Annotated in this window: 8 protein-coding genes; 7 read left to right on the forward strand and 1 reads right to left on the reverse strand. The window is 68.8% G+C overall.

The genetic code is table 11. The features are described from left to right. From IFT88_RS02515 to IFT88_RS02535, 5 genes are all read left to right on the forward strand, one after another. Positions 1-1,206, forward strand: a complete 1,206-nt coding sequence (locus IFT88_RS02515) for a hypothetical protein (RefSeq protein WP_192118725.1) — start codon at positions 1-3, stop codon at positions 1,204-1,206. Between the two features lie 128 nt (positions 1,207-1,334). After that, the gene (gene csrA / locus IFT88_RS02520) at positions 1,335-1,583 is read left to right on the forward strand and encodes a carbon storage regulator CsrA (protein ID WP_043596512.1); all 249 of its coding nucleotides are present in this window, start codon (positions 1,335-1,337) and stop codon (positions 1,581-1,583) included. Between the two features lie 427 nt (positions 1,584-2,010). Continuing rightward, positions 2,011-4,575 carry a class III lanthionine synthetase LanKC gene (lanKC, locus tag IFT88_RS02525; RefSeq protein ID WP_274604721.1) on the forward strand — a complete coding sequence of 855 codons (2,565 nt, stop codon included), beginning with the start codon at positions 2,011-2,013 and terminating at the stop codon, positions 4,573-4,575. A gap of 5 nt (positions 4,576-4,580) precedes the next feature. Continuing rightward, positions 4,581-5,297 carry an ATP-binding cassette domain-containing protein gene (locus IFT88_RS02530; RefSeq protein ID WP_192118730.1) on the forward strand — a complete coding sequence of 239 codons (717 nt, stop codon included), beginning with the start codon at positions 4,581-4,583 and terminating at the stop codon, positions 5,295-5,297. Then, a complete protein-coding gene (locus IFT88_RS02535) occupies positions 5,294-6,772 on the forward strand; it encodes a hypothetical protein (RefSeq protein WP_192118732.1) in 1,479 nt (492 codons plus the stop codon). Before IFT88_RS02530 ends, IFT88_RS02535 begins: the two co-directional genes overlap by 4 nt. Here the strand turns inward: IFT88_RS02535 and IFT88_RS02540 are convergent. Further along, on the reverse strand, positions 6,711-7,568 hold the full coding sequence (locus IFT88_RS02540; protein ID WP_055975079.1) for a spermidine synthase: 858 nt from the start codon (positions 7,566-7,568) through the stop codon (positions 6,711-6,713). The two genes, IFT88_RS02535 and IFT88_RS02540, sit on opposite strands and share 62 nt — an antisense overlap. 320 nt (positions 7,569-7,888) lie before the next feature. Between IFT88_RS02540 and rpoB the strand changes: the two genes are divergently transcribed. Beyond that, positions 7,889-11,380 carry a DNA-directed RNA polymerase subunit beta gene (rpoB, locus tag IFT88_RS02545; protein WP_043596504.1) on the forward strand — a complete coding sequence of 1,164 codons (3,492 nt, stop codon included), beginning with the start codon at positions 7,889-7,891 and terminating at the stop codon, positions 11,378-11,380. Positions 11,381-11,429: 49 nt separating this feature from the next. Next, the gene (locus tag IFT88_RS02550) at positions 11,430-15,311 is read left to right on the forward strand and encodes a DNA-directed RNA polymerase subunit beta' (protein ID WP_043596503.1); all 3,882 of its coding nucleotides are present in this window, start codon (positions 11,430-11,432) and stop codon (positions 15,309-15,311) included. Positions 15,312-15,477 lie beyond the last annotated feature (166 nt).

The following is a 15,477-nucleotide window of genomic DNA, read 5'->3' on the forward strand; positions in this document are numbered from 1 at the left end:
ATGCCGACCACGATCGTCATGACCGGCGAGACGCTCGACGCGCTGCGCCGCGAGGTGCGGGCCACCCACGGGGCCTCGGCGCGCATCGTCGCGGCCCAGAAGGTGACCGTCGGGGGAGTCGGCGGCTTCTTCGCCCGCAAGCACTACGAGGTCACGGTCGAGGTGCCCGACCCCGCGATCGACCTGCCCGTCGCCCGGGTGCGCATCACGACGCCGGTGCCGGCCGAGCGCGCGGGCATCGCGGCGCTGCTCGCGTCGGCGGACGAGGCCGAGGACGCGTTGCAGGCGGGGACTCCGGCAGCCCGGGCCGCGTGGTCCGCGTCGTTGGCCGCGGGGGACGCCGCCGCGACGGCGGCGACGCCCGCGCGCGACGGCTTCGACGACGTGCTGACCGGTTCGGCCGTGCCCGTGAGTCCGCGTCGGGCCGCCCGCGCCGCTGCCGCCGCCGCGGGTGCGAACGGGGCCTCGGCCCCGCCGTCGAGCGCAGGAGGCGCGGTGCCGGTCGCGACCCCGGCCGACGTCTCGACGCGCACCGACGCGTTCGCCTCGATCATGGACGACCTCACCTTCAACGGCATCGCGCCCGTCGCCGGTGCCGCCGCCGGCCTCGGAGCCGGTGTCGCGGCGACGGGCCCGGGCTCCACCGCCTTCGCCGACGGTGACGCCGCCGACCCCGACGCGCCGCACGGCGCCGTTCCCCGTCGGACGGCGGCGTCGCTCGCGGCCGCCGCCGACGCCCTCGCCGCGCAGGCCCGTGCCGTGGCCTCTCCGGGTGTGCCGCCCGCCCCCGACGTGTCGCGCGGGGCAGGCGACCTCGTCGTGGTCGTCGGCCGCCCCGGCGACGCCTTCCGCGTGGCCGCCCAGATGGCCTCGACGTTCGGGCTGCGCTCGGTCGACGTGTCGGACCGCCGCAGCGGCATCCTGGCCCGCGCCACCGGCGTGCACGAGAACTCGGCCGTCGTGACGGCCCTCGCCTGGGACGCCGCCGCACCCGCCGCCCTCGAGGCGATCGCCGCCGACCAGGTCTGGGTCGCGGTCGACGTCGGCCGCAAGCACGACGACACGGCCCGCTGGGTCGAGGCCGTCCGGGCGGTCGCGCCCGTGGTCGCGGCCGCGGTGGTCGGCGAGGACGACACGGCGACCCCGGGCACGGTCCACCTGCTCGGCGTGCCGGTGGGCTGGCGCGAAGGAGGCGCGGGCCGCTGAGCCGCGCCTCCTGCGATGGTCGTCCTCCCGCGGTGGTGCCTCGTGGCCGATGCCGTCCCGCGATCGCCGACCCGCGCCTCCTGCCTGTCGCCGCGACCGGAGCGCCCCGCGCTCGGTAAGCTGGCCCGATGCTGGTGCTGACACGCAAGGTCGGAGAACGCATCGTGATCGGCGACGACATCGTCATCACGGTGCTCGACTCCCGTGGCGACGGCGTGCGCATCGGCATCGACGCACCGCGTGGGGTCAAGATCCAGCGCGAAGAGGTCATCAAGGCCGTGACCGAGGCCAACGTCGAGGCGGCCAAGGCCCCCGACGACGCCGAGGCCCGCCTGCGTGCCGCCCTCGGCGCCCCCGCGCCCCGCGCCGACCAGTAGTCCGCCGCGCGGCCCCCTCCGCACCTGGCCCGGGCCGCTCTGGCCTCGTGCCGCGGCGCGCTCGTGCCGTCACGCCGCCGTGCCCTCACGCCGCCACGAGATGGACACAGCGCAACCTTTTCGCCTGGCGTCGTGTCCACATCGTGGCGGGTTGCGCTGACAGATGGACAACGAGACGCCCTCCCGTTCGTCGTGAACGAGAGGGCATCTCGCGGTGCCGTCAGAAACAGATGAACAAGCTGACGGAGCTCCTCAACAGATCGAAGTCGCCCTCGACTCCTGCCGACTCGACCTTGAGTGACTGCAGATCGAAGATGTTCATGGTTCTCCCTTCATCGCGACGTCGTCGACGCCGAGGCTGATGCCTGACGCAAAGCTAACCGGACACATCTGACATGTCAACGAAGAATGCCGGTAGGTTGGGCGCATGCGACGAAGCGACGACGACTGCCATCGACGATCCCGGTCTTCCGCCGACGCCGGTCTGCGGCTCGGCGGACGAGTGCCTCTTGGCGCCTTTCGCCTTCCTGAAGTGGACTGGTCCAGGTGGCAGGTGGACGCTGGTGACGAGTGGGTCATGCTCGCGGCCCGTGTCGGGCTGCCCCGACAGGGCTGGAAGATCCACTGCTCGTCCACGGTCGACGACGGTCAGTCGGTTCTCGATCACGTGGCGCGCTTCTGTCACGAGCGTTCGACTGCGTTCAAGTACGTCCCCAGCAGGAGGCACCTCGCCTGGCGGAACTCCAAAGAGGCACCGGCCGCGGCTGCCGCGAAGTTCATCACCGTCTACCCTCCTGTCCACGAACTCGACGAGTGGGTCCGCGGGCTCCACGAACGGATCGGTGACCGCAAGGCTCCGGCGATCCTCGGTGACCTGCGGTGGCGGGGCGGTCCGGTGCACGTGCGGTACGGCGGCTTCCAGGCCAGGACCACCCTAGGCAGAGACGGGCTCCCCGTTCCCGCGATCGTGCGCCCTGACGGTCGATTCGAACCCGACGTACGAGGCACGGCTTTCGACCCTCCTGCATGGGTCGAGCTCCCCCTGTTCCTCGCCGACCAGCGCCGTCGGCTGAAGGAGGCCGACCCGGGATCGCTGGCCGACTATGCCTTCGAATCGGCCATCACGGTGACGGCCGCGGGTGGCATCTACCGCGCTCGGCGGCGTGCCGACGGTGTGCCGGTGGTCCTGAAAGAGGCCCGACCGCTCATCACCGTCGGGTCGGGCCAGGCTCCCGAGCGACTTGTCCACGAGGGCGCCGTGCTCGAGGACCTCTCGCGCGTCCGAGGGATCGTCACCAAGGTCAGAGCGTTCGAGGCTGGAGGGCACTCGTTCCTCGAGCTCGATGCGATCGAGGGTGACACGCTGAACCGCGCCGTCTACTCCAGTAACCCGTTGGTTGCGCCCGATTCCGACGAGCGGACTCGAGTGGCCTACAGGGATCGCGTCCTATCCGTGATGGGGCAACTCGCGGAGACGGTTCGTCGACTCCACGACCTGGGCATGGTCCACGGGGATCTCCATCCGGGGAACGTGATGGTGGACGGTAGCGACCGTCCGGTCATCGTCGACTTCGAGTCGGCCGCCCCGGTGTCGACCGAGGTGTCGCGAACGGACCTCATCGGTGCTCACGGTTATGCCGCCCCGGCAACGGTCCGGGGGGCGGCCCGAGACGAGTACTCCCTCGCGGCCATGACGCTGAATGCGTTCGTGCCCCTGTCGTTCTTGCACGGCCTCGACCCGGAGCTCGTCGACGAGCACATCGAGGCAGCTCGAGAGGCTTTTCTGCTCGATGGCGATCTTTGTACCGAGCTGGCCGGGCGTCTGTCCGTGTGGAAGGTCGCCTCCTCGACCATCGAGAAGTCGCGGGTGGACTCGTGTGTGGGGCAGAACCCGACGGCCACGCCTCCCGGGCTCCTCCAGGCTGCGAGGTCCGGACTTTCAGCCCTTGTCGCGAACCCGGAGGGCGGCGGCTCCCGCGTGCCGGCCAGGTTCGGTCCACAGGTCGCGCCGACGAACGACGAGGGGTGCATCGGTCATCTCCAGGCTCTCAGTGCTACCGGGATGCTCTCGCCCGACGAGCAGATGGCCCTGCTGCAGGACGCACGGCGTCCGTGTCTGACGAAAGGCATGCTCGGCGGGCTGGCGAGCAAGGCCTTGTTGGTCGCCCGCCTCCGCCTGCCTGGCGCAGACGCCCTCGTGGGCGAGCTCGTGGACGAGGTCGACGAGACCGTCGACCTCGGGCTGCGAGACGGTCTCGCCGGGATGGGCGTGGCCGTTATCGTCGAGCACGCCCGTAACCCGTCCGAGCGAACGGGCGAGGCCATTCGTGAGATCTCGCGTCGGCTCGGCGGCCAGTGTTCGATGACGGACGAGTGGCACGTCGGACTGCTCGACGGCGCGGCCGGAATCGCCATCTTCCACGTCGCGCACGCGGGTCTCATCGGGGACGCCGCACCCCTGGTCAAGGCGCGAGAGCTGCTCGTCGCGGCGCTGAGACGCTGCGCATCGACTGACGATGGTCGACTCGAGGTGCGGGACGGGCCGCGGACCCTGCCCTTCCTCGGTGCGGGTTCTGCGGGTCTCGGCGTAGCGATCCTGGCCTATCTCGAGATGGCGGCCGACGACGAACTCGAGGCAGTCCTTCCGGGCATCGAGCGGGCGTGCAGCGCAGAACTCGTCGTCCATGCGGGACTCAGCGACGGTCGGGCGGGGATGATGGTCTTCCTGGCCGAACTGGCACGATCGGGCCGCGGCTCACCGGACTTGACGTCGACCATGGTGAGGCATGTCCGTCGACTCGAATGGCACGCGCTGCGCGTCGAGGGTGGGGTGACATTTCCGAGTCGGGATCTCGATGCCACGTCGCCGGGTCTGGCTCATGGCGCCGCCGGCGTCGTGATCGGGTTGGATGCCGCGGCGCGTACCGTCGCCGGTGGAGACGCGCTGCGGGCCCTGCCCGACTACCTGTTCCTCCGCGGAGGCACCAGATGACGGCCGTGTCGCTGTGGGGGGTCGGCCACGACGTGGTGGACACCAAGGGTGCGCGGCGCCCCGTCCTCGAGCAGATCTCGTTCACCGTGGCGAGGGGCGAGACCGTGGCGCTCATGGGGCCTTCCGGGTCCGGCAAGTCGTCGATCCTCGGGTGCGTGGCCGGGCTACAGGACTGTTCGACGGGTCGCGTCGACGTCCTCGGTGGCGACATCCAGGCGCTCGACGCCGCAGGCCGTGCGTGGGTCCGGGCTCACCACGTCGCCCTCCTCCTCCAGGGGGACGACCTCCTGCCGGCTCTGACGGTCCGGGAGAACGTCGAACTCCTCCATCGCATCCGCGGCGAGCGGCCCCCGGCTGACGTGATCGACGACGCCCTTCGTCGCGTCGGACTCGCCGACAGGTCCGACGAACTGCCCGAGGGTCTGTCGGGTGGCGAGAGGCGCCGGGTCGCACTGGCCCGGGTCGCCGTCCAGCCGCCGCACGTCACGCTGCTCGACGAACCGACCGACGGGCTCGACCCGAGATCGGTCGACGCCGTGGTCCAGATGATCCGCATCCGTGCCCGTGCCGGCGCGGCGGTCCTCGTCGTGACACACGATCCGAGGGTGGCGTCCGCTGCCGATCGCGTCGTCTTCGTCGACCGGGGCCGAGTGCGCCATGACGTGACCGGTCCGACTCCGGAAGGGCTCGAGGCCATCTTCCGTTCGGCTGGCACGGCATGACGGTCTGGCTGGCCTGGAGGTCGATCCGTGCAGACCCCCGGGCGGCCCTCGCCGCCACGATCGTCGCCTTCGTCTCGACCTCGGCCCTGACCTTCGCGCTGGGAATCGCGGTGTCATCCGAGATCATGCGGTGGGTCGAGCCCGATCCGGTGGACGCCGACGTGAGCCCGGTCGTCGTCGCCACGGCGATGGCGACGGTCGTCGTCCTGATCCGCGTGCACGCACTCGCCGTGCGCGGCGACGAGGTACAGAGCGCCTTCCTGTCGACCGCAGGGCTGGGTCCGAGGCACGTCGTTCGTCTCGCGCTCGCCCGGGCAGGGGGCTGCGCCGTCCTCGGGTCGGTGTTCGCCGCGCCACTCGCCCACGTCCTCGTCCTGGTGCTGGTCCGTCCTGCCCTCGACACCGTCGTCCCCTCGTTCGTGCTGCTGGTCGGCGGCAGCCTGTCGTGGACGTGCAGCGCTGCGTCCGTCGTGGGGCTGTCCCTGCTGTCGACGCGCTCGGCAGCCTCCAGGGCTTCGACGCGCCTCCCGGCTCGGGTCCTCCGCGGCGAGGGGGCGGATCACACGGTGGCTGCCGCCCCGCCCGCAGGTCGCATCGGCGTCGTCGCCGCGATGTGGCTCGCGTTCGTCTTGCCCGTCGCGGCCCTCGTCCTCGTCTGGGACGGACTGACGGCGGCCGTCACGTCCGGCGCGGAGTTCTTCGACCAGGCCGACGTCGCCGCGTTCTCCGAGCTCGCGTTCTTCACGCCTGCCCTTCGGTTGCTCGCGCTGCAGTCGACGGCGGGTGTCGTGTCGGTCGCCAGTGTGGTGCTCCTGTACCCGTCCTTCGTGCCCTGGTTCGTCCGCCGATGGACACGGCTGGTGCCCCCTGGCAGAGGAATCGTCTGGCGGATCACGAAGGCCCGTGCCGTCCACGGGACCGTGTCCGCCGTGTCGACTACGGTGACCGTCGGCCTCTTCGTCGGTCTCGTCATGGCGACCGGGTCCGCACTCGACCTGGCTGTCATGCTTGGAGTGTCACCCGCCGGAGCCTCGGCGCCACAGTGGCGTCAGACGGCTCTGGCCCTCGGGCCTGCATCGGCCGTGGCGCTCGCGGGTGCGGCCGCCTCCACCTTGCTCCGCGGCCCTCGCCGCGACCCCGACCGACTCCACTTGTCCGCACACGGGGCCCGACCCGCCGTCGCCCGACGGATCGCCCTGGCAGAGGGGTTGGTCGTGATCTTCACGGCCACACTGCCCGTCGGACTCGTCGTGGCGACGTCGACGGGCCTCTCGATCGCGCTCGCCGTGTCCACCGGAGTGCAGGTGATCCCCACCCTGCCCGACGTCGTCCCCGTCGTCGTCGCGACGGCCCTCGCCTCGGCCGCCGTCGTGGGTGCCACGGGGGCGGCCCACTGGCTCGACCGGGGCGTCGTCAGCGCGCCCCGAACACGCTCCGTGACGGCTCGGGAGAGGGCACGGCCGTCGCGTCGGTGACGACGGGCGCCCCGGCGACGAAGTCGCGCAGCTCACGGCCGTGGACGACCTTGGCCGGCAGCGGGTCCGACGAGTAGAGCCGGGGCATGCGGTCGGTCGGCAGCGGCGACGGCGAACCGATCAGCACGACGTTGCCGAAGCGACGGCCCTTGAGCGTCGCGGGGTCGGCCACGGCGACGACGTGCTCGAACACGGTCGCGAGGGTCGACGCCTGGCCGCGGGCGAAGGCCAGCCCCGCGCCGTCGGCAGAGTTGACGATCAGCATGCCGGTCGGCGACAGGAACTCGGCCGCCGCCGTGTAGAACTCGAGCGACGTGACGTGGGCGGGGATCTGAGAACCGCCGAACACGTCGACGATCAGCAGGTCGACCGTGCCGCGCAGTCCGGCGGGCAGCTTCACCATGACCTCGCGGGCGTCGCCGTAGCGCACCCGGATCGAGGCCCCGCGGGGCAGCGGCAGCGTCTCGCGCACGAGGGCCACGAGGTCGGCCTCGAGCTCGATCACCTGCTGGCGCGAGCCCGGTCGGGTCGCCTCGACGTAGCGCGGCAGGGTCAGGGCGCCGGCGCCGAGGTGCAGCGCGGTGACCGGCCCCTCGGGCAGCAGGTCGACGGCGTGCCCGATCCGCCGGACGTACTCGAAGGCCAGGTGCGTCGGGTCGTCGAGGTCGACGTGCGACTGGGGCGTGCCGTCGACGACGAGGGTGTACGAACCGGGGCGGTGCCGGTCCTCGTCCACGCGGGCGAGACCCGCCCCGATCGAGATCTCGACGGGCGGTTCGTCGTGCTGTGCGGCCATGCCCCAAGCCTCCCATCCCGGGGACGAGGAGGCGCGCGCGGCCCCCGATCCCGTGGAATGCCTGTGCATGCGCCCGGGTTATACCGAAGCTCGGGCGAAAGGTCAACGACAGGGCTTGCCAGGCGTGTCCGGGGCGACCTAGTATGGACCTTTGCGCTCCCCGTGCGTCCTGTCGTCATATTGCGGTCGACAACGTCTCGAGACACCCACCCCCGAATATGACGGCGGGGTGGATGGTGTCCGCCGGGTAGGGCCGTTCACTCACTCACCACATACTGTCCGACAGTGATGACCCGACGGGGTCCACGGAGGTTACTTCCTTGGCTGCTGCGAACAACGCATCCACCAACTCACCCAAGAACGGTCGCAACGCATCGCGGCTCTCGTTCGCCAAGATCACCGACACGCTGACGGTCCCCGACCTGCTGGCGCTCCAGACCGAGAGCTTCGACTGGCTCGTCGGCAACGACATCTGGAAGGACCGCCTCGCCGAGGCGACCGAGCAGGGCCGCACCGACCTGGCCCTCCACTCGGGCCTGGAAGAGATCTTCGAAGAGATCTCGCCGATCGAAGACCTCGGCGAGACCATGCAGCTCTCGTTCACGGCTCCCGAGCTCGAAGAGCCCAAGTACACGATCGACGAGTGCAAAGAGCGTGGCAAGACCTACGCCGCGCCGCTCTACGTGAACGCCGAGTTCATGAACCACCTCACCGGTGAGATCAAGACCCAGACGGTCTTCATGGGTGACTTCCCGCTCATGACCGAGCGCGGCACGTTCATCATCAACGGCACCGAGCGTGTCGTCGTCTCGCAGCTCGTCCGCAGCCCGGGCGTCTACTTCGAGCGCGCCTCCGACAAGACCAGCGACAAGGACATCTACTCGGCTCGCGTCATCCCGAGCCGCGGTGCCTGGCTCGAGTTCGAGATCGACAAGCGCGACCAGGTCGGCGTCCGCATCGACCGCAAGCGCAAGCAGAGCGTGACCGTCTTCCTCAAGGCCCTCGGCCTGACGAGCGAAGAGATCATGGAGGAGTTCAAGGGCTTCGCCTCGATCGAGGCCACCCTCGAGAAGGACGCCATCCTCACCAAGGAAGAGGCGCTCAAGGACATCTACCGCAAGCTCCGTCCGGGCGAGCAGGTCGCTGCCGAGGCCGCACGTGCGCTCCTCGACAACTTCTACTTCAACCACAAGCGCTACGACCTGGCCAAGGTGGGTCGCTACAAGATCAACCGCAAGCTCGGCATCGACGCGCCCCTGGGTGACTCGGTCCTGACCGTCGACGACATCGTCGCGACGATCAAGTACCTCGTGTCGCTGCACGCCGAAGAGAAGTCGATGAACGGCACGCGCGACGGCGAGCCCGTCCAGCTGCGCCTCGACGTCGACGACATCGACCACTTCGGCAACCGTCGCATCCGCGCGGTCGGCGAGCTGATCCAGAACCAGGTCCGCACCGGTCTGTCGCGCATGGAGCGCGTCGTCCGTGAGCGCATGACCACGCAGGACATCGAGGCGATCACGCCGCAGACCCTGATCAACGTGCGCCCCGTCGTCGCCGCGATCAAGGAGTTCTTCGGCACCTCGCAGCTGTCGCAGTTCATGGACCAGAACAACCCGCTCTCGGGCCTGACGCACAAGCGTCGCCTGAGCGCGCTCGGCCCCGGCGGTCTGTCGCGTGAGCGCGCCGGCGTCGAGGTCCGCGACGTCCACCCCTCGCACTACGGCCGCATGTGCCCGATCGAGACCCCTGAAGGCCCGAACATCGGTCTGATCGGTTCGCTCGCGTCCTTCGCGCGCATCAACTCGTTCGGCTTCATCGAGACGCCGTACCGTCGCGTGGAGAAGGGCAACGTCACCACGACGATCGACTACCTCACCGCGTCGGAAGAAGACGACTACGTCGTCGCCCAGGCGAACGCCCCCCTCGACGACAAGTTCGACTTCGTCGACGACAAGGTGCTCGTCCGCAAGAAGGGCGGCGAGGTCGAGCTCGTCGACAAGGCCGAGGTCGACTACATGGACGTCTCGCCGCGCCAGATGGTGTCGGTGGCCACGTCGCTGATCCCGTTCCTCGAGCACGACGACGCGAACCGCGCCCTCATGGGTGCCAACATGCAGCGTCAGGCCGTCCCGCTCGTCCGCAGCGAGAGCCCCCTCGTCGGCACCGGCATGGAGGGCTACACCGCGATCGACGCCGGTGACGTCGTCACCGCCGACGCCGCCGGCGTGGTCTCCGAGGTGTCGGCCGACGTCGTCACCGTGCAGCTCGACGACGGTGGCACGCAGGACTACTTCCTGCGCAAGTTCGACCGCTCGAACCAGGGCGCCAGCTACAACCACCGTGTGATCGTCGACGCCGGCCAGCGCGTCGAGGTCGGCGAGGTCATCGCCGACGGTCCCGCGACCGAGAACGGCGAGCTCGCGCTCGGCAAGAACCTCCTCGTCGCGTTCATGCCGTGGGAGGGCTACAACTACGAGGACGCGATGATCCTGTCGCAGAACCTCATCAAGGACGACACGCTCTCGTCGATCCACATCGAAGAGTACGAAGTCGACGCCCGCGACACGAAGCTCGGCAAGGAAGAGATCACCCGTGATCTCCCCAACGTCAGCCCCGACCTGCTGGCCGACCTCGACGAGCGCGGCATCATCCGCATCGGTGCCGAGGTGCGCCCCGGCGACATCCTCGTCGGCAAGGTCACGCCCAAGGGCGAGACCGAGCTCAGCGCCGAAGAGCGCCTGCTGCGTGCGATCTTCAACGAGAAGAGCCGTGAGGTCCGCGACACGTCCCTGAAGGTGCCCCACGGCGAGCAGGGCACGGTCATCGGCGTCAAGGTGTTCGACTCGCAGGACGGAGACGACGAGCTCGGCTCGGGCGTCAACCAGCGCGTGGTCGTGTTCATCGCCCAGAAGCGCAAGATCACCGCGGGTGACAAGCTCGCCGGTCGTCACGGCAACAAGGGCGTCATCTCGACGATCCTCCCCGTCGAGGACATGCCCTTCCTCGCGGACGGCACCCCGGTCGACATCATCCTCAACCCGCTGGGCGTTCCCGGTCGAATGAACTTCGGCCAGGTGCTCGAGATCCACCTCGGGTGGATCGCGGCGCAGGGTTGGAACGTCGAGGGCGTCCAGGAGTGGGCGAAGAACCTGCCCGAAGAGGCGCTCAGCGCCGCTCCCGGCACGAAGGTCGCCACCCCGGTGTTCGACGGTGCCGCCGAGCGCGAGATCGAGGGTCTGCTCGACTCCACCCTGCCGACCCGCGACGGTGAGCGTCTGATCGGTTCGTCCGGCAAGGCGCGCCTGTTCGACGGTCGCTCGGGTGAGCCGTTCCCGAACCCGATCTCGGTCGGCTACATGTACATCCTGAAGCTGCACCACCTCGTCGACGACAAGATCCACGCGCGTTCGACGGGCCCGTACTCGATGATCACGCAGCAGCCGCTGGGTGGTAAGGCACAGTTCGGTGGCCAGCGCTTCGGTGAGATGGAGGTCTGGGCCCTCGAGGCCTACGGCGCCGCGTACGCGCTGCAAGAGCTCCTGACCATCAAGTCGGACGACATCCTTGGCCGCGTGAAGGTGTACGAAGCCATCGTCAAGGGCGAGAACATCCAGGAGCCCGGCATCCCCGAGAGCTTCAAGGTCCTCATCAAAGAGATGCAGTCGCTGTGCCTGAACGTCGAGGTCCTCTCGGCCGACGGCCAGACGGTCAGCCTGCGCGACACGGACGACGAGGTCTTCCGTGCCGCCGAAGAGCTCGGCATCAACATCTCCTCCCGCTTCGAATCGTCGAACGTCGACGAGATCTAAGCCCCCTTCCCACAACGACACGTCGATACATCTGACAAGGGATTAAATTTTGATCGAAGCAACAACTTTCGATGAGCTGCGGATCGGCCTCGCCACTGCCGAGAACATCCGCGCCTGGTCGCACGGTGAGGTCAAGAAGCCGGAGACCATCAACTACCGCACGCTGAAGCCCGAGAAGGACGGTCTCTTCGGAGAACAGATCTTCGGGCCCTCGCGTGACTGGGAGTGCGCGTGCGGCAAGTACAAGCGCGTCCGCTTCAAGGGCATCGTCTGCGAGCGCTGCGGCGTCGAGGTCACGAAGTCGTCCGTGCGTCGTGAGCGCATGGGCCACATCGAGCTCGCCGCCCCCGTCACGCACATCTGGTACTTCAAGGGCGTCCCCTCGCGCTTGGGCTACCTGCTCGACATGGCCCCGAAAGACCTCGAGAAGGTCATCTACTTCGCGGCCTACATGGTCATCTCGATCGACGAAGAGGGCCGTCACGCCGACATGCCCGGGCTCGAGAACGAGCTCCGCCTCGAGATCAAGCAGCTCGAGTCGCAGCGCGACACGCGCATCGCCGACCGCCTGAAGAAGCTCGAGGACGACCTGGCCGTCCTCGAGGAAGAAGGCGCGAAGAGCGACCAGAAGCGTCGTGCGAAGGACGGCGCCGAGAAAGAGATGTCGCAGACGCGCAAGTCGTTCGACGAGGACATCAACCGCCTCGAGCGCGTGTGGGAGGACTTCCGCAACCTCAAGGTCGGCGACCTCAAGCCGGAAGACGCCGTCTTCCACGAGCTGCAGGACCGCTTCGGCATCTACTTCGAGGCCCACATGGGCGCCGAGGCGATCAAGAAGCGCCTCGAGGCCTTCGACCTCACCACCGAGGCCGAGAACCTCCACCTGCAGATCTCCGAGGGCAAGGGTCAGAAGAAGATCCGCGCCATCAAGCGCCTGCGCGTCGTCAGCTCGTTCCTGGCGACCGGCAACTCGCCGGCCGCCATGGTCCTCGACGTCGTCCCGGTCATCCCGCCCGAGCTGCGCCCGATGGTGCAGCTCGACGGTGGTCGCTTCGCGACCAGCGACCTGAACGACCTCTACCGTCGCGTGATCAACCGCAACAACCGCCTCCGTCGCCTGCTCGACCTCGGTGCTCCCGAGATCATCGTGAACAACGAGAAGCGCATGCTGCAAGAGGCCGTCGACGCCCTGTTCGACAACGGTCGTCGCGGTCGTCCCGTCACCGGTACCGGCAACCGCGCCCTGAAGTCCCTGAGCGACATGCTCAAGGGAAAGCAGGGTCGTTTCCGCCAGAACCTGCTCGGCAAGCGCGTCGACTACTCCGGTCGTTCGGTCATCATCGTCGGCCCGACGCTCAAGCTGCACCAGTGCGGTCTGCCCAAGCAGATGGCCCTCGAGCTGTTCAAGCCGTTCGTCATCAAGCGCCTGATCGACCTGAGCCACGCTCAGAACATCAAGTCGGCCAAGCGCATGGTCGAGCGTTCGCGCCCGCAGGTCTGGGACGTCCTCGAAGAGATCATCCGCGAGCGCCCCGTGCTGCTGAACCGTGCGCCCACGCTGCACCGTCTCGGCATCCAGGCGTTCGAGCCCCAGCTGGTCGAGGGCAAGGCCATCCAGCTGCACCCCCTCGTCTGCGCGGCGTTCAACGCCGACTTCGACGGTGACCAGATGGCCGTGCACCTGCCGCTGTCCGTCGAGGCCCAGGCCGAGGCGCGCATCCTGATGCTCGCCTCGAACAACATCCTGAAGCCGTCCGACGGCCGTCCGGTGACCCTGCCCGCACAGGACATGATCATCGGTCTGCACTACCTCACGACGGTCACCGAAGGTGCCGAGGGTGAAGGCCGTGCCTTCTCGTCGGTCGCCGAGGCGATCCTCGCGAAGGACCAGGGCTCGCTCGACCTCAACGCGATGGTCAAGATCCGCATGAACGGCGTGCACTTCGCCGAGGGCGAGGCTCCCGAGGGCTACGAGGTCGGACAGGACATCCTGCTCGAGACGACCCTCGGTCGTGCGCTCTTCAACGAGAACCTGCCGGCGGACTACCCGTTCGTCCAGCAGGTGACCGACAAGGGCATGCTCTCGACGATCGTCAACGACCTCGCCGAGCGCTACCCCAAGGTCGCCGTCGCCGCAGCCCTCGACAACATCAAGGACGCGGGCTTCTACTGGGCCTCGCGTTCGGGTGTCACGGTCGCGCTGTCCGACGTGCTCACGCCTCCGCGCAAGCCCGAGATCGTCGCGGGCTACGAGAAGCAGGCCGCGGCGGTGCAGTCCGAGTTCGACAAGGGCCTCATCTCCGACGCCGAGCGTCGTGCCGACCTGATCAAGATCTGGACGGAGGCCACGAACGAGGTCGCCGCCGAGATGCGGGCGAACTTCCCGATCGACAACACCATCAACCGCATGGTGACGTCGGGGGCCCGTGGTAACTGGCTGCAGGTGCGCAACATCGCCGGCATGCGAGGCCTGGTGAACAACCCGAAGGGTGACATCATCCCCCGCCCGATCATCTCCTCGTACCGCGAGGGTCTGTCGGTGGCCGAGTACTTCATCGCGACGCACGGTGCCCGCAAGGGTCTGGCCGACACGGCCCTCCGTACGGCCGACTCGGGGTACCTGACCCGTCGTCTGGTCGACGTGTCGCAGGACGTCATCATCCGTGAAGATGACTGCGGTACCTCGCGTGGCCTCGAGATGCCGATCGCCGCACCCGACGCCAACGGCGTCATGGTGCGCGACGCGACCGTCGAGAACACCGTGTTCGCACGGTCGCTCGCGGCAGCCGCGGTGGACGCCGGGGGCACGGTGCTGGCCGAGGCCGGCGCCGACGTCGGAGACGTCCTGATCGACGAGCTCGTGGCGGCCGGCGTCGAGACCATCAAGGTCCGCTCCGTCCTCACCTGTGAGGCCGCGGTCGGTGTCTGCGCCCAGTGCTACGGCCGCTCGCTGGCCACCGGCAACCTGGTCGACATCGGTGAGGCCGTCGGCATCATCGCGGCCCAGTCGATCGGTGAGCCCGGCACGCAGCTGACCATGCGTACCTTCCACACCGGTGGTTCGGCCTCGGCCGACGACATCACGCAGGGTCTGCCCCGCGTGACCGAGCTGTTCGAGGCGCGCACCCCCAAGGGTGCGTCCCCGATCGCCGACTCGGCCGGTCGCATCACCATCGAGGACACCGACAAGGCTCGCCGCGTCATCCTGCAGCCCGACAACGGCGACGAAGAAGTGATCTACCCCGTGCTCAAGCGTTCGACCCTCCTCGTCGAGGACGGTCAGCACGTCGAGCTCGGTGAGCAGATCATCGCCGGCGCGGTGGACCCGAAAGAGGTCCTGCGCGTCAAGGGCGTCCGTGCGGTGCAGCAGCACCTCGTGGGTGGCGTCCAGGACGTCTACCGCTCGCAGGGTGTGCCGATCCACGACAAGCACATCGAGGTCATCGTCCGTCAGATGCTCCGCAAGGTCACCGTCGTCGACCACGCCGACACCGACCTGCTGCCCGGTGAGCTCGTCGACCGGTCGAAGTACAACGAGATCAACCGTGCGGCACTGACCGAGGGCAAGCGGACCGCGTCCGCTCGCCAAGAGGTCATGGGCATCACGAAGGCCTCGCTGGCGACCGAGTCGTGGCTGTCGGCCGCGTCCTTCCAAGAGACGACCCGCGTCCTCACGCAGGCGGCCATGGAAGGCAAGAGCGACCCGCTGGTCGGTCTGAAAGAGAACGTCATCATCGGAAAGCTCATCCCCGCGGGCACCGGCCTGTCGCGTTACCGCGACGTGTCGGTCGAGGCGACGGAAGAGGCGAAGGCGGAGCGGTACCCCAACCGCGTCTTCACCGACGATGCGTCGTTCAACGAAGCCGACCTGAGCTTCGTGGACTTCGACTCGTTCTCGTCGGACGACTTCACCCCCGGCACCTACAACTGAGAACCCCGTCGGGAGGCGCGGTGAGGGTCTGACCCGCACCGCGCCTCCTGAAGGCCTCGCCTCGAAGGGCCCCGGCTCGCACATCGTGCGGACCGGGGCCCTTCGCCGTCCCCGGACCGAGCGGTGACGCCGGCGGGTCGTTCCCCCGCCGGGCTGAGGCGACGGC

The sequence above is a fragment of the Frigoribacterium sp. CFBP 8751 genome, from assembly GCF_014841545.1.
In the GTDB taxonomy this organism is placed as follows: Bacteria; Actinomycetota; Actinomycetes; order Actinomycetales; family Microbacteriaceae; genus Frigoribacterium.